16 protein-coding genes and 1 pseudogene are annotated in these 19,514 nt (G+C 72.8%); 11 read left to right on the top strand and 6 right to left on the bottom strand.

Going from position 1 to position 19,514, the window contains the following annotated elements:
- Positions 1–6: 6 nt before the first annotated feature.
- The 3 genes from ACGFNH_RS16065 (at position 7) to ACGFNH_RS16055 (ending at position 4,591) form a co-directional block, all read left to right on the top strand.
- A complete protein-coding gene (locus ACGFNH_RS16065) occupies positions 7–1,227 on the top strand; it encodes an FAD-binding oxidoreductase (RefSeq protein WP_393654020.1) in 1,221 nt (406 codons plus the stop codon).
- Between the two features lie 171 nt (positions 1,228–1,398).
- Positions 1,399–2,769 (top strand): (Fe-S)-binding protein, encoded by a 1,371-nt coding sequence (locus tag ACGFNH_RS16060; protein ID WP_393654018.1) that lies wholly within the window; start codon positions 1,399–1,401, stop codon positions 2,767–2,769.
- Between the two features lie 148 nt (positions 2,770–2,917).
- Positions 2,918–4,591 carry an L-lactate permease gene (locus ACGFNH_RS16055; RefSeq protein ID WP_393654016.1) on the top strand — a complete coding sequence of 558 codons (1,674 nt, stop codon included), beginning with the start codon at positions 2,918–2,920 and terminating at the stop codon, positions 4,589–4,591.
- A gap of 134 nt (positions 4,592–4,725) precedes the next feature.
- Here ACGFNH_RS16055 and ACGFNH_RS16050 read toward each other — a convergent pair whose 3' ends face one another.
- The 3 genes from ACGFNH_RS16050 to ACGFNH_RS16040 form a co-directional block, all read right to left on the bottom strand.
- Positions 4,726–5,403: a GntR family transcriptional regulator gene (locus ACGFNH_RS16050; protein ID WP_393654014.1), complete on the bottom strand. Its 678-nt coding sequence runs from the start codon at positions 5,401–5,403 to the stop codon at positions 4,726–4,728.
- 103 nt (positions 5,404–5,506) lie between these two features.
- Positions 5,507–6,559 carry a hypothetical protein gene (locus ACGFNH_RS16045; RefSeq protein ID WP_393654012.1) on the bottom strand — a complete coding sequence of 351 codons (1,053 nt, stop codon included), beginning with the start codon at positions 6,557–6,559 and terminating at the stop codon, positions 5,507–5,509.
- Between the two features lie 227 nt (positions 6,560–6,786).
- A complete protein-coding gene (locus ACGFNH_RS16040) occupies positions 6,787–7,395 on the bottom strand; it encodes a class I SAM-dependent methyltransferase (protein ID WP_393654010.1) in 609 nt (202 codons plus the stop codon).
- A 324-nt stretch (positions 7,396–7,719) separates the two neighbouring features.
- Here ACGFNH_RS16040 and ACGFNH_RS16035 point away from each other — a divergent pair, with 324 nt between their 5' ends.
- The 5 genes from ACGFNH_RS16035 to ACGFNH_RS16015 all read left to right on the top strand — a co-directional run bounded on the left by ACGFNH_RS16035 (position 7,720) and on the right by ACGFNH_RS16015 (position 13,096).
- Positions 7,720–8,490 (top strand): MHYT domain-containing protein, encoded by a 771-nt coding sequence (locus ACGFNH_RS16035; protein ID WP_393654008.1) that lies wholly within the window; start codon positions 7,720–7,722, stop codon positions 8,488–8,490.
- 206 nt (positions 8,491–8,696) lie between these two features.
- Complete coding sequence (locus ACGFNH_RS16030; protein ID WP_393654006.1) at positions 8,697–11,594, top strand: nitrate- and nitrite sensing domain-containing protein; 2,898 nt, start codon at positions 8,697–8,699, stop codon at positions 11,592–11,594.
- Positions 11,591–12,031, top strand: a complete 441-nt coding sequence (locus ACGFNH_RS16025) for a roadblock/LC7 domain-containing protein (protein WP_393654004.1) — start codon at positions 11,591–11,593, stop codon at positions 12,029–12,031. The genes ACGFNH_RS16030 and ACGFNH_RS16025 overlap by 4 nt, the downstream gene beginning before the upstream one ends.
- Positions 12,032–12,045: 14 nt before the next feature.
- The gene (locus ACGFNH_RS16020; protein WP_393654002.1) at positions 12,046–12,474 is read left to right on the top strand and encodes a DUF742 domain-containing protein; all 429 of its coding nucleotides are present in this window, start codon (positions 12,046–12,048) and stop codon (positions 12,472–12,474) included.
- Positions 12,455–13,096, top strand: a complete 642-nt coding sequence (locus tag ACGFNH_RS16015; RefSeq protein ID WP_393654001.1) for an ATP/GTP-binding protein — start codon at positions 12,455–12,457, stop codon at positions 13,094–13,096. The genes ACGFNH_RS16020 and ACGFNH_RS16015 overlap by 20 nt, the downstream gene beginning before the upstream one ends.
- Positions 13,097–13,169: 73 nt before the next feature.
- Here ACGFNH_RS16015 and ACGFNH_RS16010 read toward each other — a convergent pair whose 3' ends face one another.
- Entirely contained in the window at positions 13,170–13,598 is a 429-nt protein-coding gene (locus ACGFNH_RS16010; RefSeq protein ID WP_393653999.1) for a PPOX class F420-dependent oxidoreductase, read from the bottom strand.
- A 139-nt stretch (positions 13,599–13,737) separates the two neighbouring features.
- Here ACGFNH_RS16010 and ACGFNH_RS16005 point away from each other — a divergent pair, with 139 nt between their 5' ends.
- Entirely contained in the window at positions 13,738–14,178 is a 441-nt protein-coding gene (locus ACGFNH_RS16005) for a roadblock/LC7 domain-containing protein (RefSeq protein WP_393653997.1), read from the top strand.
- A gap of 95 nt (positions 14,179–14,273) precedes the next feature.
- Positions 14,274–15,395, top strand: a complete 1,122-nt coding sequence (locus ACGFNH_RS16000) for a DUF6397 family protein (protein ID WP_393653995.1) — start codon at positions 14,274–14,276, stop codon at positions 15,393–15,395.
- 47 nt (positions 15,396–15,442) lie between these two features.
- Here ACGFNH_RS16000 and ACGFNH_RS15995 read toward each other — a convergent pair whose 3' ends face one another.
- Together ACGFNH_RS15995 and ACGFNH_RS15990 are read right to left on the bottom strand one after the other, a co-directional pair.
- Positions 15,443–16,309 carry an acyl-CoA thioesterase gene (locus ACGFNH_RS15995; protein WP_393653993.1) on the bottom strand — a complete coding sequence of 289 codons (867 nt, stop codon included), beginning with the start codon at positions 16,307–16,309 and terminating at the stop codon, positions 15,443–15,445.
- Between the two features lie 12 nt (positions 16,310–16,321).
- Positions 16,322–17,989, bottom strand: a complete 1,668-nt coding sequence (locus ACGFNH_RS15990) for an alpha/beta fold hydrolase (RefSeq protein ID WP_393653991.1) — start codon at positions 17,987–17,989, stop codon at positions 16,322–16,324.
- 117 nt (positions 17,990–18,106) lie between these two features.
- Here ACGFNH_RS15990 and ACGFNH_RS15985 point away from each other — a divergent pair.
- Positions 18,107–19,339: pseudogene (locus tag ACGFNH_RS15985) on the top strand (ATP-grasp domain-containing protein); the annotation flags it as partial.
- Positions 19,340–19,514: the final 175 nt, after the last annotated feature.

The following is a 19,514-nucleotide window of genomic DNA, read 5'->3' as shown; positions in this document are numbered from 1 at the left end:
GCAGCCATGGCCGATGAATCCCCGGCGGTGGTGCGGCCCGACACCCGCACGGCACCCGGCCCCGCCCGTGTCCGGCCCGCGTCGCTCGCCGATGCCGCCGACGTCCTGGGCCGGGCGGCAGTGGACCGGCAGACGCTGCTCTTCACGGGCGCCGGTACCAAGCTGTCCTGGGGCGGCCGTCCGACGCGTACGGACCTCGTCGTGGAGACCGCCGGACTCGACCGGCCCATCAGCCATGCGCCCGGGGACTGGACGGTCACCGTGCAGGCAGGCATGCCCCTGACGCGGCTGCAGGAACTGCTCGCTCCGGAAGGACAGTGGCTGCCCCTCGACCCACCGGCCGCGCTCGCCGGCGCGACGCTCGGCGGGCTGCTGGCCACCAATGACTCCGGCCCGCGGCTTCCGGCCTTCGGAGGCCTCGGCGGCCTGGTCATCGGGGCGACACTCATCCTCGCCGACGGCTCCGTGGTCCGTACGGGCGGAGGCGTCATCAAGAACGTCGCCGGCTACGACCTGGCCAAGCTGTTCACCGGTTCGCTCGGCGTCTTCGGGCTGCTGGCCGAACTCACCCTTCGCGTCCATCCGTTGCCCCAGGTGAGCGCCACGCTCGACCTTCCCGCCGCCGATGCCGAGCAGGCGCTCGCCGCGGCCCGCGCCGCCCTGCACTCACCCCTCGAACCCGTCGCCGCGGAGTGGAACGGCAGTCGGCTGCTCGTCCGCTTCCACGGCACCGTCGCCGGAACGGCCACCCGCGTACGGCTCGCCGACGCCATCCCCCGGCTTGCCGGGGGGCGCGTTCTGGACGGCGCGGACGAGCACGCGGCCTGGGCACGGCTCGCGCCTCTGGTGACCGGAGAGGAGGGCGACACCGTCCTGCGCGCCGCCACCCGCCCGGCACACCTGCCCGAACTCGCCCGTGTCCTGGGCGACATCGCCGCGAGCAACGGCGTGAAGGCGGAGTTGTGCAGCAGTGTAGCGGTGGGCGTGCACACCGTACGGCTGCGGGGCGGGGACGCCGTGGGGCACGCCGCCTGCCTCACCACCTGGCGCGATGCCGTACTGGCGCGGGGCGGCACGGTGACCCTGCGCCGGCGGCGGGAGGGCGTCGAGTCCCGGGCCGGAGCCTGGGGGCAGGCGCCGTCCACCGCACCTCTTCTCCGCGCGCTCAAGCGCCGGTTCGATCCAGAGGACCGCTGTGCTCCCGGCCGATTCGCCCCCTGGTTCTGAAGCGGCGACCGTGCCCGGATCCTCCCGCCCCGTCCACCCGGCCGTACACGCCGGGGCTCTCCCGGCTGCCCACAAGTCCCCGGAACCGCAAGCCCGTTCACCTCTCACACGGACCGCCCGTGGACCGACGGACAACGGCAGTGGACTCAACCGACCCCGGAGGAGCGCGACATGACCTCGCACGGTGAGAGCGGCGCGGAACCCCGGGCAGCCACAACGCCCCGGGCGGCCGCGGCACCACAAGGGGCCGCGGGTGCCCAGGGCTTCGACGCACACCACCCGCCCGCGCAGGAACTCGTCTCCGACTGTGTGCACTGCGGCTTCTGTCTGCCCGCCTGCCCCACCTACGCCCTGACGGGAGAGGAGATGCAGTCGCCGCGCGGCCGCATCTACCAGATCAAGCTGATCGGCCAAGGGGAGGCGCCCCTGGACGCCGCGGCGGTCGGCCACTTCGACAGTTGCCTGGGGTGCATGGCCTGTGTGACGGCCTGTCCGTCCGGGGTGCAGTACGACCGGCTCATCGAGAGCGTGCGCCCGCAGATCGAACGCAACTGGGCCCGAACCCGTTCCGACCGCGCGTTCCGCGAACTCGTCTTCCGGCTCTTCCCCTACCCGCGACGGCTGCGCCCCGCCGCCGTGCTCGGCGCGCTCTACCGGCGCCTGCGGATCCGGAACGCCCTCGACCGCAGCGGACTCCTGCGCCGACTGCCCGCCCGCCTCCGCGCCCTGGAGGCCCTGATGCCCGACGTCCCGCTGCGCTCGGCGCTCCGCAGGACTCCCGCGCACAGCCCGGCCCGCTCCACCGCCCGGCGTACGGTCGGCATGGTCACCGGCTGCGTCCAGCAGGTCTTCTTCGCCCACGTCAACGAGGCCACGGTCCGGGTCCTCACCGCGGAGGGATGCGATGTGGTCGCCCCCCGGGCGCAGGGCTGCTGCGGCGCCCTCAGCGAACACGCGGGGCGGGCGGACGAGGCCGCCGCCCGCGCACGCCGCCTCATCGACATCTTCGAACCGCTCGGCGTCGACGCGGTCGTGGTGAACGTGGCGGGCTGCGGTTCGGCCCTCAAGGAGTACGGCCGGCTGCTCGCCGACGACCCGGACTACCGGGAGCGGGCAGCGCAGTTCGCGGCCAAGGTACGGGACGTGTCCGAACTGCTCGACGAACTCGGCCCGGTGGCTCCCCGCCACCCCGTACCTGCCCGGCTCGCCTACCACGACGCCTGCCACCTCGCCCATGCCCAGGGCATCCGGGACCAGCCGCGCGCCGTTCTGCGGACGGTGCCGGAGCTGGACGTGACCGACATCCCCGAATCCGGCATGTGCTGCGGATCGGCCGGCATCTACAACCTGGTGCAGCCCGAGGCGGCCGAGGAACTGGGGCGCCGGAAGGCCGGCAACATCCGGGCGGCCGCCCCGGACGCGGTCGTGACGGCCAACCCCGGCTGCCTGCTCCAGATCGCCCGGCACCTGGACCGCGAACTGCCCGTGCTGCACCCGGTCCAGGTCATCGACGCATCCATCCGGGGCGTCAAGCCCTGGTGACCCCACCCCCGAACCCCCGTACCCGCCCCGGCCCCCGAACCCCCGACCTCGCTCCCGACTCCCGCCCCGCTCCCGACTCCCCGTCCCTCCAGCCCGAGCCCGCCCCCTGAACCCAACTCCGAGGCCCGTCCCCGTACCGGAGGTTCCCGTGTTCCAGCCCGTCCTCGATCCCCTGGGCGAGTCACTGGCCTGGTCGGCGCTCGCCGCGACCATGCCCCTGATCGTCTTCTTCGTCCTCCTGGGTGTGGTCCGCCTCGCGGCGCACTGGTCCGCGCTCGCCGCGCTGGCCACGTCCCTCATCGTGGCCGTGGCGGTCTACGAGATGCCGTCGGGCCAGGCGCTCGGCTCCGCCGCCGAAGGAGCGGTCTTCGGGCTGTTCCCGATCATGTGGATCGTCGTCAACGCGCTCTGGATCTACCAGATGACGGTCGACACCGGCCACTTCGAAGTGCTGCGCAGGTCCTTCAGCCGTCTCTCCGACGACCAGCGCCTTCAGGCCGTCATCGTCGCCTTCTGCTTCGGCGCCCTGCTCGAAGCCCTCGCCGGATTCGGCGCCCCCGTCGCCATCAGCTCGGTGATGCTCATCGCCCTGGGCTTCCGCCCCTTCAAAGCCGCCACCGTGGCCCTGGTCGCCAACACCGCGCCCGTCGCCTTCGGTGCCATGGGCACCCCCGTCATCACCCTGGCCCAGATCACCGGCCTTCCGCTGGAGGACATCTCCTCCACCGTGGGACGCCAGACGCCCGTTCTCGCCGCCATCGTGCCCGTCCTGCTCGTGTTCCTGGTCGACGGGCGGCGCGGCGTGAAGGAGACCTGGCTGCCGGCGCTCTCCTGCGGACTGGCCTTCGCGCTGGCCCAGTTCGCCTGCTCCAACTACGTCTCGGTGGAGCTGACGGACGTGGTCGCCGCGCTCGCGGCCGTAGGCGTCCTCGTCCTCGTCATGCGGGTGACGGGCACCGGTGTGCCGGCCGGCAAGGGGCGAGGACTGCAGCCGCCGCCCGTCATCGCGGGCGGCAGCGAGGACGCCGACCCGGCTCTCGTGGAGCGCGCGCGTGCGACCGCCGAGGCCCAGGACCGTCCCGGAGCCGCCGTCAAGGCGTACCTGCCGTACGTCGTCATCATCGTCGTCTTCGCCCTCGCCCAACTCGGCCCCGTGAAGTCACTGCTGGAGCACGGATCGGTCGAATTCTCCTGGCCCGGCCTGGATGTGGCCGACCCGGTGAGCGGAGAGCCGAGCGGCGCCATGGTCTTCAAGTTCAACTGGCTCCCCGCGACCGGCACGCTGCTCCTGCTCAGCGGCGTCATCACCGCGGCCCTGCTGTCCGTACGACCGTCCGTCGCCGTCCGCGCCTACGGCCGTACGCTCCACCAATTGCGCTGGGCCATCCTCACCGTCGCCGCCGTGCTCGCCCTCGCCTACGTGATGAACCTGTCCGGGCAGACCGCCACCATCGGGCACTGGATCGCGGGCGCGGGAAGCGGTCTGGCCTTCCTCTCACCGGTGCTCGGCTGGCTCGGCGTCGCCGTCAGCGGATCCGACACCTCGGCCAACGCGCTGTTCGGGACGTTGCAGGTGACCGCCGCGAAGAGTTCGGGACTCAGCCCCGAACTCCTGGCGTCGGCCAACAGTTCCGGAGGCGTCCTCGGCAAGATGCTCTCCCCGCAGAACCTCGCCATCGCCGCGGCCGCCACGGGACTCGGCGGCCGCGAGGCGGAGATCCTGCGGAAGGTCGTGGGCTGGAGCCTCGCACTGCTGCTGGTGATGTGCGTCCTGGTCTGGCTGCAGTCGACGCCGGTGCTGGGCTGGATGGTGCCAGGCTGAGGAGTCCGGGGCGCGCGCAGTCCGTCCTCCCGCCCGCCTTGGCTGCCCGGCGTACTGCGGGGGCCAGGGGGGTGCCGAGGAGGCCCGGCGTACTGCGGAGGTTCGGCGTTCCGCGGAGCCCGGTGTCCGCCTGATCAGGCGGCGCCGGTGTCGGTGCCTTCGCTCGCGCCGCCGGGCTCACGGTGGAGGACCGCGGCGCGGGTGCCGCCCAGGTGCTCGCGCAGTGCCGTGCGGTAGGCGGCCAGGTCGCCCTGCTCGAGCAGGTCCACGAGCCGGATGTGCTCCTCGTTGGTCACGCGCAGCCGGTCGTGGTCGTTGACCAGGGCCCACAGCCCCATCCGCTGCTGGCGGTCGCGCAGTCCGGCGTAGAGGTCCAGCAGGATCGCGTTGTCCGCCGCGGCGACGATGAGCTGGTGGAACGCCTGGTCGGCGGCGACGAATCCCCTGCCGTCGCCCGCCGCGCGCAACTGCGCCTGCTCCTCGAGCTGCTCGCGCAACGCCTTCACCAGACGGTCCATCGCGGCCTGTCCGAGCCCGGCGACCTTCTCCGCCGCGAAGGACTCGACCACCTCGCGCGTCTCCAGGACCGCCTCGACCTCTTGGGCCGACACCGGTACGACCACGGCTCCGCGCTTGGGATAGAGGCGCAGCAGTCCCTCGGCCTCCAGCCGCAGAAACGCCTCGCGCACCGGCGTACGGCTGATGCCGAGAGCCTCGGAGACCATGCCCTCGCTGATCAGCTCACCGCCCGCGAGAACGCCGTCGAGAATCCGGCCCTTGGTGTACAGATAGGCGCGCTCTGCCGTGGGCACAGCACTGGCCACTCTTCCGCCCCCCGGCCGTCATCGATGGATTCTTGGGTCCAAGCGGGACATTAGACGCGGGGCCGGGGGACGTGCAACAGGGGTCCGCAGGTCAGGAGGGCCGTACGGCCAGCTCGTCGAGGGCCTTGAGCAGGCCCGGGAGTTCGGGGCCCCGGCCCACCGGCAGGACCTCGCCGGGCTCCTCGTCGAGAAGGATGAAGGCGATGTCGTCGGTCCGGGCCACCATGCTCCAGCCGGGCCCGTCGACCCGCAGCGTACGGGCGTCGCCCGAGGCGAACGCGGAGCGGATGCGGCCGGGCGGCGGGGGTGCGTCGAGGTAGCCGCGCGCCTCGTCGAGGACCCTGCGCACCGCTGCCTTCGCGGAGGACGATGCCGTGCCGTCCTCCTGCTGGTGCTCGGCCGGTTCTTGCTCCTCGGCCGGTTCCCGCGGGGCGTCCGGTTCCGGCGATGCGTCGTCCCCCGCGTCGGAATCCTGTGCCGCGTCGGAGTCCTGCCCGGTGGACGGTTCGTCCTCCTCGCCCGGCTCGTGCTCTGCTTCCCCCGCCGACGCCGTTCCGGACGTCTGCTCCGTGGCCGACGCGAGCTCCTCGTCGTTCCCGCCGTCCGCTTCCCGCTTCGCCCCCGCCGCCCCGAACTCGGCCTCGTCGTCGATCTGTTCGCGCCAGGCGGCCCACTGGAGCGCGATCTCGTCGGCCCCCAGCCGCCGCTGCGCCGGGCCCCAGCTCTCGGAGTCGGGTGGGCTCAGCAGTTCCCACTCGGCTTCGTCCACGTCCGCGTCGGGTTCCGGGTCGTGCGGCGCCGGAACGTCGGGCGCGGCCACGGCGACGGCGAGCGGCCAGCCGGGCAGCGCGGCGATGACGGTGCGGTCGCTGGGCGAGAGGTCGTACTCCATGCCGCAGTCCCAGGCCGCGATGGCGCAGGCGACGAGGGAGACGTCATCGGTGACCACCGTCCATCGCGCGCCGTCGCCGTCCTGCCCGAGGACCAGGCCGTATCCACCGGCGTACGGCTCGAGCCCGAGCACGGAACACGCCTCCGGGTAGTCGTCCCCGAGGACGCTCGGGAACTGCGCGGGCGTGAGCAGCACCGCGGTCAGCACGAACAGGGCGTCACCGGCGTCCTGGGCCTCGTCTGTCGCGGACATGGTCACCTCTCATGTTCAGTGGTGCGCGCACACTAACCATTGGCTCACGCTTCCGTCGAGAGTCCGGCGGGAGGCGTACGCGGAGCCGCCGCTGCCCGGCACCCGCGGTCCGCACTGCCGGTCCCCGGGCAGGTCAGGCCCTACGGGGCCGCAGGCCCCGCGCGGCCCGCCGGTCCTGCGGTCCCGCGCCCCGCCGGTCCTGCGGTCCGGCACGGCACGGGCGGCGCCTATGCGGTGGGGCTGCGGCGTACGGCGAGGGCGAGGAAGCGGGCGTCCTCGTCCGCGTACGAGACCAGGTGCCAGCCCGCGGACTTCAGCAGCGGGCCGAGGTTGGTTTCCGCCCGCAGATCGTCCGAGGTGATCTCCCGCCCCTGGCGGGCGGCGAGAGCGGCCCGGCCGATGGGGTGGAACAGCGCGAGCCACCCGTCGGGGCGCACGACCCGGGCCAGTTCGCGCAGTCCGTCGCCCGGGTCCGGCAGATGCGCCACCAGCCCCGCGGCGAATGCCGCGTCGAGCGAGGCCGCCCGCAGCGGCAGCCGTGCGACGTCCGCGAGTGCCAGGGCGGCGCTGCGGTCGCGGCCCGCGCGGGCGGCGGCGTGCAGCATCTCGGGCGTGAGGTCTGCGCCCAGCACTGTCCCGCCGGGGCCCACGGCCTCGCGCAGCGCGGGCAGCGCCCGGCCGGTTCCGCAGCCGGCGTCGAGCACCGCGTCCCCCAGGCGCAGCCCCAGCTCCGCCACCGCGGCGGCAAAGGCCGGCGCGTCGTCGGGGAAGCGGGTGTCCCAGCCGTCGGCGCGGGGCGCGAAGAACTCCCGTACACGGGTGTGGTCGGCGTTCATGGCTCCTATGGTCCCGCGCGCGAGACCGCACGGCCGCGTGGGGGCGGCCGGGCGCGGTGCCCCTGGGGCGGGTGGGGCGTGCGGGGCAGGGGAGCGCTGCTCGGGCGGCCACGCGCTGCCCGGGGATCCGAACGCGCCCTTTCCTCGGATCCCCGACTCGCCCTGCCCGGATCTGAACTGCCACAGCATGCGCAATGAAACACCCGTGCGGTGCGCATGTTCGAGCACGGCTCGATCGTTCGGGAACGTGTCAGTGTCAAATTCCGTTCGGTTCCGAAATGCGCCCCTTCTGGGCATCACCGGCGCGACTAGCGTCCCTGAGCCATGGGACACCTGGACCACGCCACCTTCGGGTGGCTCACCCCCGCGCTGTCGTACGTGATGGCCTGCACCGGAGCCGCCCTCGGGCTGCGCTGCACCGTGCGGGCGCTCGCGACGGAGGGCCGCTCGCGCCGTAACTGGCTCATCACCGCGGCATCCGCGATGGGCACCGGCATCTGGACGATGCACTTCGCCGCCATGCTCGGCTTCGCCGTCAGCGGCACCGAGATCCGCTACGACGTCCCGCTCACCGTCCTCAGCCTCGTCACGTCCATGGTGGTCGTGGGCATCGGCTTCTTCACGATCGGATACGCCCGCAACCGCGTGCGGGCTCTTGCGTTCGGCGGTCTCGCCACCGGCATCGGGGTGGCCGGTATGCACTACATCGGGATGGCCGCCCTCCGGCTCCACGGCGACGTCGTCTACGACCTCGCGCCGGCAGTCCTCTCCGTCGTCATCGCCGTGGCCGCGGCGACCGCGGCGCTCTGGGCGGCCCTCACCCTCCGCGCCCCGGTGGCGGTCGCCGCAGCGTCCCTCGTCATGGGCGGGGCTGTCAGCAGCATGCACTACACGGGGATGCTCGCGGTCCACGTGCGCGTCACGCCGTCGGGCAGCCCACTGCCGGGGGTGCCGGCGATGCAGTTCATCGTTCCGCTCGCCGTCGGGCTGGGCTCGTACCTCTTCCTCACCTCGGCCTTCGTCGCCCTGTCACCAACGGCACGGGAACGGGCCGCCAGTGCTGCGGCGCAGCGGCTCTCGCAGGAGGCCGCCTGAGCGGAGCCTGATCAACGGCCGTCCCCGCGGCCCGTCCAGCGGGCCGGGAGGCGGCGCGCTTCGGTCCGCCTGCCGAGCGGTCCGCTCTGCCCTCCCTCGCCCCGCACCCGCCCGCGGGCGCGCAACCCGAGCCCCCGTGCACGCCCCCCCGTGCACGCCCAACCCCGTCCCGGCCGCCACGGCCCGAGCACCCGAACGAGGAGGCCATGCCGAACCCGCGCAGCACACCGGGCACCGCCGCGCCGAATCCCGCGCCCCCGGCGCGCGGACGACGCGCGCACGCCCGCCCACCCGCCGACGAGCGGATAGCTGGGGGCGGGGAGAACGCCGCCGGACGGCCCGCACCACCGGCCGCCCGCGGCAGCAGGTGGACGCTGCGGCCCCGCAGCGTACGAGCGAGGATCCTCTGCCTGCTGATGGTCCCCGTCGTCTCGCTGCTGGCCTTCTGGGCCTTCGCCGCCGTCCGTACTGCTCAGGACATCGCCGGACAGCGGCAGTCGGGGCGCGTCGACACCCAGGTCCGCGCGCCCGTCACCGCCGCCGCGGACGCCCTGCAGCAGGAACGCAAGGCCGCCCTCGCGCATCTCGCGCAGCCGGACGGGGACAGCGCCGGGTACGTCGCGGACCGCGCGCGCCGCTCCGAACGAGCTGTGGATCGCCTGCGACGCGGCGGCCGCCACACCGTCGCCGACGGCATGGGTCTGCCCGCGACCGCGGTCCGCGGGACGAACGCCTTCGTCGGCCGCGCCGCGGACCTCTCCGGACTGCGTGAGCGGATCGCCGCCGGCAGGGTCAGCTGGGACGACGCCTATGACGCGTACACCGGAGTCGTCGGGTCCGCGCTCTCCGCGACCGGCGTCCTGGCAGAGGTCGCCGACGTACGGGGCGGCGGACGGACCACGCATCCCCGCGTCCTGCTGGAGACCGCCCGCGCCCGCGAACTCCTCGCCCGCGAGGACGCTCTGCTCACCGCAGGCCGGCTGAAGGGCACGTTCGACCCCGCCCGCCACAGCCGGTTCACCGGAACCGTGGAGGCGCGCCGCGCCTTCGAGGAAGCATCCGCGACCGGCCTGCGCGGCGCGGACCGCGCACGGTGGCGCGCCATCTCCGAGGGCAGGGCGTACGCCCGCGTGCGCGCCGTCGAGGAGGACGTGCTGCGCTTAGGTCCGGGGCACAAGGCGGCGGACGCCGCGTCGGCGGCAGCCTGGGAGGGGTCGTACGACACGCTCCGGGCCGACCTGCGCGAGCTGGAGACCGGCGCGTTCGCCTCGGGGGCCCGGAACGCCGACCCCCTGGCCCACGGCCTGCTGTCCGGCGCGGGGACCGCGGTGCTGCTCGGACTCGCGGCCGTGATCGCGTCCCTCGTCATCTCCGTACGCATCGGGCGCGACCTGATCGTCGAACTGGTCTCGCTGCGCAACGACGCGCTCGAACTCGCCCGCCACAAGCTGCCGCAGGCGATGAGACGGCTACGCACGGGCAAGGAGATCGACATCGACGCCGAAGTGCCCCACGGGCCGCCTGCCGTGGACGAGATCGGCCAGGTCGCCGAGGCGCTCGGTTCCGTCCACCGGGCGGCCCTGACGGCCGCGGCCGAACGCGCCGAACTCGCCAGCGGTGTCTCCGGGGTCTTCGTCAACCTCGCCCGCCGCAGCCAGGTCCTGGTCCATCGCCAACTCGCCCTGCTCGACCGGATGGAGCGGCGAGCCGAGGACCCGGGCGAACTCGGGGACCTCTTCCGCCTCGACCACCTCACCACGCGAATGCGCCGCCACGCGGAGAGCCTGATCATCCTCTCCGGCGCGGCACCGGGCCGGGCGTGGCGGCTGCCCGTGCCGCTGACCACCGTCGTGCGCGCCGCCGTGTCGGAGGTCGAGGACTACCCGCGCATCGAGGTCTGCCGGCTGCCGGAGGCCTCCGTGGCCGGAGGCGCCGTCGCCGACCTGACACATCTCCTGGCCGAACTCGTCGAGAACGCCGCCCAGTTCTCCCCGCCGCAGACCATGGTCCGCGTCAGCGGTGAGTTCGTCGGCAACGGCTTCGCCCTGGAGGTCGAGGACCGGGGACTGGGCATGGGCACGGAGACGCTGCGCGCAGCCAACCGCCGTATCGCGGAGACCGAAGCGTTCGACCTCGTCGACAGCGACAGGCTCGGGCTGTTCGTGGTGAGCAGGCTCGCCGCCCGGCACGGGGTGAAGGTCTCCCTGCGTCCCTCGCCCTACGGCGGTACGTCGGCCGTGGTCCTGCTGCCGCCGTCGTTGCTGCGGGCCGCCGCGCAGTTGGGCGGGGAGAGGGCGGGGGTGAGAGAAGGAGCGAGTACGGCCACGGCAGCCGGGACTGCGGGGCCGCATGGTGAGGGACCTGTTGCTGACGGACTGTCCGACCTGGTGCCCGACCATGTGCCGGACGGTCTCGATCGGGCCGAAGTGCCGGTGCGGGCGGTCGAGACGGGGCTCCTGGGGCGTGGGCCCGTAAGGGTCCCCGGGCCCCGGACGGCCCCGGACCCTCTGGCCACGAGTCCGGTGGGCCGCTACCCCGCCTCGTGCGCCCCCGCCTCGTACGGCCCCGCCTCGTCTGGCCCCGTGTCGTCCGGCCCCGTGTCGTCCGGCCGGACAGCACCGTTGGCGCCGGGCGTGTTCCCGCACGAAGCGGTGACCCCGTCCGAACGGGCCGTCTCTCCGTTCGGACCGGCCGCTCGGGCGTACGACGTCACAGGCTCATGCGAACCCGTGGCCCGTGATTCCGGCGGGACCGATGACGCCGGGGACTCCGGCGACGGTACGGCGGAACCCGCCCCGCGCCCCGGCCTGCCCGCGCGAACTCCCCGGAGTTCGCCGCGTTCCCGGACCTCTGCGACCCCGGAGGGCGGCACCGCTTCCGCCCCCGGCGACAGCGGTCTCCCGCGCCGGATCCGTCAGGCCAGCCTCGCACCCCAGTTGCGTACGGCCCCGGAGCCCGAGGAGCGGGACGCGCCTGCCGGTTCCCGTGAAGAACCCGGGGACCGCACACCGGAGCAGGTCCGCGACCGCATGACGGCCTTTCGTAACGGGTGGATCCGCGGCGGCGCCTCCGCCGCCGGAGCGAGTGAAGGAGACCAAGAATGACCGAGGACCGTACGACCGATGCTCCGTACTCGTCCGGCGAACTCGACTGGCTGCTGGACGATCTGACCACCCGGATCAGGGACGTCCGGCACGCGGTGGTGCTCTCCAACGACGGCCTGGCGGTGGGAGCTTCGGACCGGCTCAGCCGTGAGGACGCCGAGCATCTGGCCGCCGTCGCCTCGGGCTTCCACAGCCTCGCCAAAGGCGCCGGACGCCACTTCCGGTTCGGCAGGGTGCGGCAGACGATGGTCGAGATGGACAGCGGCTTCCTCTTCGTCGCGGCTGCCGGCGACGGCTCCTGCCTCGCCGTCCTCAGCAGCGTCAGCGCCGATGTGGGCCTGATCGCCTACGAGATGGCCCGGCTGGTCAAGCGTGTCGGCGAGCATCTGCACTCCCCGTCCCGCTTCGCGGAAACCCAGCCCCCTGCCACGGGCTGACCACGCGCATCGACATGGCACACGACCACGACGGCCGGACGCACCACGGCATCCGGCCGCCCCAGGGAGCCGGCCGGTGGTACGACGCCGAGGCCGGGCCCCTCGTCCGCCCGTACGCGATGACGGGCGGACGCACCAGCCCCGGCACCGGTGGCGTCCCTCTCGACCTCATCGCACTGGTCACCGGGGACGCGGACGCGATCGACGCGGAGACGGCCCGGCTGGGGCCCGAACACCGCGCGCTGCTGGGCCTCTGCGACACCCGGACCCTCTCGGTCGCCGAACTGTCCGCCGACGCCGACCTGCCGGTGGGCGTCGTCCGCGTCCTGCTCGGCGACCTGCTCGACCTTGCCTGCATCACCGTTCGCCGGCCCGTACCCCCGGCCCGGCTCCCCGACGAGAACATCCTGAGAGAAGTGATCGATGGACTCCGTGCGCTCTGAGAACAGAGACCCGGCCGACCGCGATACGGCCGATGCCGACGCCCGGGCCGCCGACGCGCTGGCGCTGAAGATCCTTGTGGCCGGCGGCTTCGGGGTCGGCAAGACCACCTTGGTCGGAGCCGTGAGCGAGATCCGCCCCCTGCGCACGGAGGAACGGCTCAGCGAGGCCGGCCGAGGTGTCGACGACCTCGCGGGCCTCGAACGGAAGACCACCACGACGGTGGCCATGGACTTCGGGCGCATCACGATCCGGTCGGGGCTGTCGCTCTACCTGTTCGGTACGCCCGGTCAGGACCGGTTCTGGTTCCTGTGGGACGAACTGGCGACCGGCACGCTGGGGGCGGTCGTCCTCGCCGATACGCGCAGGCTCGAAGACTCCTTCCCGGCCGTGGACTTCTTCGAGCGCCGGGCCATCCCGTTCGTGGTGGCGGTCAACTGCTTTGCCGGGGCGCGTGCCTACGGAGCGCACGAGGTGTCGCAGGCCCTCGACCTCGACAGGGGCACACCGGTGGTGCTGTGCGACGCAAGGGACCGTGACTCGGGGAAGGAGGTGCTGATCAGGCTGGTCGAGTACGCCGCCGGGCGGGTCCACACCGCCCGGCTGCTCGAGTCCGTGGGATAGCGCCTCGCCCCGACGCGTGCCGCCATGGCCGTCCCGCCGGACCGGTCGAACGTGCCGCCGCGCCCGGCCCGGTCTACTCGGCGAGGGCGGCCTTGGCGGCGACGCTGTCCACGCGCACCCGGACGACGAGCTCGCCCGGCACGGCGTTGCGCTTGCCGTACGCCTCGGCCTGGTCCGCCCCCATGTAGCGGCCGGCGATGCGCGTCGCCCAGTGAAGGAGTTCCTGGGTGTCCTCCGTGGCCTCGGCCCGGCCCCGGATCGAGACGAACGAGAACGGCGGACGCTCGTCGTCCACGCAGACCGCCACGCGGTTGTCGCGCAGCAGATTGCGGCCCTTGGCGGTCTCCTTGTGCGTGGTGAGAACGAGATCGTCCCCGTCGAGCACGAACCACACGGGAGCGACATGCGGGCTGCCGTCGGCGCGCACGGTCGACAGCTTTGCGGTGCGCGTCCCCTCGGAGACAAAGGCGTGCCATTCGTCCTGGGTCATTGTGTGTGCCATGCCGCCATCCTCTGTCATATGCCGACCTCGGACACGGTACGGCTACCACCTCGCATGACGGGTTGCCCGTACGGCCTACGTGGGACAGGCTTCACGTCAGTTGAAGCGAACTGCCGTACGGGGAGGCGGAGGGACGCACATGGCATTGGGCAAGGGGCTCGACTGGCTCGTGGAGGATCTGACGCAGCGGGTCGGATCGGTACGCCACGCGCTGGTCCTGTCGAACGACGGACTGGTGACGGCGGCCAGTGAGGGGCTCGAGCGTGAGGACGCCGAGCACCTCGCGGCGGTGTCATCGGGCCTGCACAGTCTGGCGAAGGGCTCGGGGCTGCACTTCAGGGCGGGGAGCGTGCGGCAGACGATGATCGAGTTCGACGACGGCGTGCTGTTCGTGACAGCCGCAGGGGAGGGTAGCTGTCTCTGTGTTCTCGGCACGGCCGACGCCGATATCGGGCAGGTCGCCTACGAGATGACACTGCTGGTCAACCGGGTGGGCGAACACCTCGGGGTCGCCGTCAGGCAGCAGGGCAGGACCGTGGGGGGCGACGGTTTCGGGAGCGGAGGTCCGGGCGGGGACTGAGGGTCCGACGGAGTTATCCACAGGGGGAGCGGTGGGTCGGTCTTCCGGGCTACGGTCGTCACCGAGAGTGATCGGACCTTACGGGGGAGACCGTCATGGCAGTTCAGGAGAAGCGCACCGCGGAGAAGGCCGGCGTGGACGCGGGCATCGCGCCCCGGGTTCCGGCCGCGCGAGGTGGCGCACATCGGGGGGTCGGAGGTCCGGGTGGCGCGGATCGGGGGGTCGCTGAAGCGTCCTTCGCGTTCCGCAGCGCCGCCGGGGAGCTGGGCCTCAAGCCGCGGGAGTTGGAGATCGCGGTGCAGCTCGAGGAGGTGCGGACCGTCCCCGCCCCCGCGGGTGCCGGTCGACGCGTGCCGCGTGCGGAGGTGACGCGGCTGCAAGAGGAGGGGGGCTTTCCCGACTGTCTGCGCGAGCGTGTGCGGGTGGTCGGGACGGCCGATGCCGCGGGGCTGATGGGGATCACCCAGGAGCGCTTCGGGCGCCTGGCGCGGGTGGGTCTGCTGAGCCCCGTGGCGTTCTACGTCAACCGCTACCGCGCCGTCGTCTGGCTCTATCCGGCCGTGGAATTGCGGGCGTTCGCCGAGCGGGAGCCCGGCATGCTGACCGGCAGCATGCCGAAGAACCTCAAGGCCCTGCTGGACGCCGGGGAGGACTGGCGCGCTCGGAACTGGCGCAGTCGCCGCGTGGGGCAGCTCGCCCGGCAGACCGACGACCCGTGGGGGCGCGCGGCGGTCCCCGCGGCTCTGCTGCCCCCGGATGAGCTGGCCGAGATCGTCGAGGATCCCTACGAGCGGGCGTATCTGCGGAAACTGCGTCCGGCACTGGCGTCCGACCGGGCCGTCTCGACCGCGACCCGGGAGGTGGTCGAGCGGCTGATCAGGGCCGACGACCCGGACGAAATCCTGTGGATCCGCTTGTCGTTGGCGTACGCACTGGACGAGGCCAGGACCGTCCGCTCGGCCCCTCTGCCCGGGGAGACCTCACCGGAAGCCGGAAGCCCGCTACTTGGGGACACCGACCGCTTTTCCGTCCCACCGGAGGACGGCCGGTCGCCGGGCGGACCGCGGGCGAGTCGTCCCCGGGGCTGGAGGGCTTGGCTGCGCCGCGTCGAACGGGACGATGAGGGCACGGACCGCGCGGCGACGGGCACGGGGGCCACGGAGCAGAAGACCGCGGCCGAGCGCCCACGCGGGTATGGACGGGGCGCCGCGGGGTGAGCCGGCCAACGGGGGTGCGGGCACGTCCCCCGCGCAGGTGCGAGCCGTCAGTCGTCCAGCTTGCGGAAGAGTCCCTCCTGCATGACGGAGACCAGGAGCCGGCCCTGCCGGTCGAAGATCTGGCCGCGTGCCAGTCCCCGGGCACCCGTGGCGATGGGGGACTCCTGCTGGTAGACGAACCACTCGTCCGCGCGGAAGGGGTGGTGGAACCACATCGCGTGGTCCAGCGACGCGATGTCGAACCCTCGTGAACCCCAGAGGGGTTCGACCGGCACACGGACCGCGTCCAGCAGCATCATGTCGCTCGCGTAGGTGAGGGCGCAGGTGTGGACGAGCGGGTCGTCGCCCAGCGGTCCCACCGCCCGCATCCACACGGCACTGCGCGGCTCGGCCCCCTCCAGCTCTTCCTTCGTCCACCGCAGGCGTTCCACGTAGCGGATGTCGAAGGGCTGGCGCCGGGCCATGCGCTCGAGTGCTTCCGGCAGTTCGCCCAAGTGCTGCCGGATCTCATCGGGCAGCGTGGGCAGTTCCTCGGGCCCCGGCACATCCGGCATGGGCAACTGCTGCTCGATGCCCTGCTCCGGCTGATGGAAGGAGGCCGTCAGATTGAAGATGGTGCGGCCCTGCTGCACGGCCACCACCCGGCGGGTGGTGAAGGACCGCCCGTCCCGTACGCGTTCGACCTGGTAGACGATCGGTACGCCCGGCCTGCCCGGACGGAGGAAATAGGCATGCAAGGAGTGCACCGGGCGCTGCCCGTCCGTGGTCCGCCCGGCGGCCACCAGCGCCTGTCCGGCGACCTGCCCGCCGAACACCCGCTGCAGTGACTCGTCGGGGCTGCGACCGCGGAAGATGTTGACCTCGATCTGCTCCAGGTCCAGCAGGTCGACGAGGCGTTCCGCCGGGTTCGTCATTGCGTCGTCTCCTCATGTCGTGCCACCGCGGCGCAACACTAGATCAGTCCTCCCGGCAGGGCGGGCACGCAGATGGCGGCCGGGCCGGTGCGGCGTGTCCATGAGGCCGCGCCGCGAGGCCGTGGCGGGTGGCACGAGCTGTGCGGGATCGGGCAGCCCGGGGCCCTGGCAGTCGACGTCCCGGCGGGGGACCGTGCCATCGACGAGATAGGCCGCGGCCGTTCCGTCGACGCAGGCGTTGCCGCGGCTGGCGAAGACACCGTGCGAGAAGTCGTCGTGCAGGGTGACGATCCGGGAGCCCGGCAGCTTCCGACGCAGGGCGTGAGCACCGGAGACCGGGGTCACGGGGTCGTGGGCGGAGGCGATCAGCAGGAGGGGAGGAGCGTCGGGGGAGCCGAGAGCGGTGCGGTGAGAGGGGCGGTGGTGCCAGTACGCACAGGCCCATGACTCCATCCCGGTCAGTACCGGCATCGGGTCGAGCGTGCGGAGCCGGTGCAGGTCCGCCGCGACCCGCGATGGTGAAGGGCCGGGGCCGTCAGCGCACTTGACGGCGCGATTCGCGGCTTCGTAGCGGCGCGAATCCGAGCCCTCGAACGGCTCCGCGGGACGCAGCCCCTCGACCGATCCGTGCGTGAGATAGCCGCGGATCCCGTCGCCGAGACCGGTCCACCGTTCGGTGCGGCCGAGTGCCCGGTAGACAGCACGGTCGAACTCGGCGGGGCCGAAGCCGTCGACAGGGCGAGAAGCGAGTCCATGGCGGGCGCGTGCGTAGGCGGCGCGCACCGAGGCGCGGGTGGTGCCGAGGCGAAATCGGTCGGAGTGGGCCGCCACCCAGTCGAAGAAGGTCATGCGCTGTCGCAGCATGGCCCTGGCCTGGCGCTGGTCGAAGTCGTGCCAGTCCTCTGGCCCGACGACGCTGTCGAGCACCATCCGGTCCACCCGCCGGGGATAGTGGGCGGCGTAGGCGGCGCCGAGGTACGACCCGTAGCTGACGCCGAGGAAGCTGATGCGCTGCTCGCCGAGCGCGGCGCGGATGACGTCCATGTCGTGGGCGGTGTTCTCGGTGTCGAGGTGAGGGAGCGCCGCCCGGGTCCCGGCCGCGCAGTCGTCGGCGGTGCGCCGGAGCATGTCCCGGTGCGCCCGTTCGGCCGCTGCACCGCGAGGCACGGGGTCGGCTCCTGGAGCGTCGAAGAGCCCGCCCATGTCGCCGCAGTCCGCCGGTGAACTCCGCCCGGTGCCACGGGGGTCGAAGCCGATGACGTCGAAGGACCGGCGTACGGACGCGGGGAGCTTGGCCCGCTTGGTGGCGGCGTAGCCGACTCCGGAGCCGCCCGGCCCACCGGGGTTGACCAACAGCACACCACGCCGTTCGGAGGGAGGACCCGATGCGGCGATGCGCGAGACGGCGAGGTCGATCCGGGGTCCGTCGGGGCGGTGCCGGTCCAGAGGCATGTGCAGGGTGGCGCACTCGATCCGCTCCGGTGCCGGCGGGGTCGGGACGTCGGCAGGGCACTCGGCGAAGCGCGGAGGCTCCACCCCCGGAGCCGATGTCCGAGCGATCGGGTCCTGCGTGACCGAAGCGTGCACGACCGGGGTCGGCGTGAGCGACATCACGACGGCGGCGGAGGCGCAGATCAGAGCGGTGCGACGGGAAGTGGGGCTGGTTTCGGGGGAGTTCACGGGTCTCACGGTCCGTCTCGGTGGTGGGGCATCACATGACAATGAAAACGATTATCGTTTACTGTGGCTGTCGGTCAACACCACGCCGCATTCACACCGCACTCCGGAAGGGGCACCGTGGGACATCTGCTGATGATCGAGAGCTGGGTCGGTTCGATGAGCCGGCTGCTGCCGCATGCCATCGGCGAAGCCGGACACCGGTTCACGTTCCTGACCAGGGACCTGCACCATTACCTGCGATCCGCGCCGCCGGGTGCACCGCACCCGCTGCTGGCGGCGAGCAACGTCATCACCACCGAGACCAACGACATCCCCGCGCTGCTCGACCACGCGGAGCGGTTGCACGAAGTGCTGCGGTTCGACGGCGTGCTGTCGTCCTGCGACTACTACCTCCCCGCCGTCGCCCACGTCGCGGACCGTCTCGGACTTCCGGGTCCCGCGCCCCATGCGGTCGAGGCCGCCTGCCGCAAGGACGCGACACGGCGACTGCTGGCGGATGCCGGAGTGCCGGGTCCCCGCTTCGCCGTGTGCGGCGACTGGGACGAGACGGCGGCAGCCGCCGCTCGCATCGGGTTTCCACTGGTGATCAAGCCGGTCGACCTGTGCGCCGGGATGTATGTCCGACAGGTGTCCGATGAAGGTCAACTCGCTGACGCCTGCGCCGCATTGGGTGGCTTCCCGGTCAACGCCCGCGGTCAGCGGCGCACGCCCGTGGTGCTGCTCGAGGAACTGCTCGCCGGCCCCGAGGTCAGTGTCGAGACGGTTTCCCACGACGGTGTGTGCCAGGTCGTCGGAGTCACCGACAAGAGTGTGGGCGGTGCACCGTCGTTCATCGAGACCGGGCACATGTTCCCGGCGGGCTCGCCGCACGAACGGGAGGCCGCGGACACGGCCGTGGCCGCTCTCGAGGCACTCGGCCTCGACCACGTGGTGGCCCACACCGAGATCAAACTGACCGATGCGGGTCCGCGCGTCGTCGAGGTCAACCCGCGCCCCGCGGGCAACCGCATCACCGAACTCGTCCGCCATGTCACCGGGATCGACCTCGCAGCGGCCGCCGTCGACGTCGCCCTCGGCCACCGGCCCGCACTCGCTCCACGTCCAACGGGTGTGCGGAGCGCGGCCATCGGCTTCCTGCTCCCCGAACAGCCCGGAGAACTCGCGGGCATTGCCGGAGCCGACGACGCGCAGTGCGCCCCGGGCGTCCGCGAGGTGGACCTCGCTCAGCCGGGCCGCACTGTCCGCGCGGCCACCAGCAACAACGAGTACCTCGGCCATGTCATGGCCGTCGACACCGAAGGCGGCGGAGCCCGGGGGCGAGTGGAGGCCGCCCTCGCGGGACTCCGCCCGATCTACGTGGAGCCCGCCGGGGCGGAGCACGCGACGGCCGGGCCCGCGGTCGTGTCCGACGAGGCCCGGCTGACGACCGTGTCCGACGCCGCCGAACCGACGACCGTGCCTGACGAGGCCGGGTCTACGACCGTGTCCGGCGCTGCGGGGCCTACGACCGTGCCCGGCACGGTTG

Origin of the sequence: Streptomyces sp. NPDC048639 (assembly GCF_043199075.1) — a bacterium.
Taxonomy (GTDB): domain Bacteria; phylum Actinomycetota; class Actinomycetes; order Streptomycetales; family Streptomycetaceae; genus Streptomyces.
This window is presented reverse-complemented; position numbering and strand designations above follow the sequence as displayed.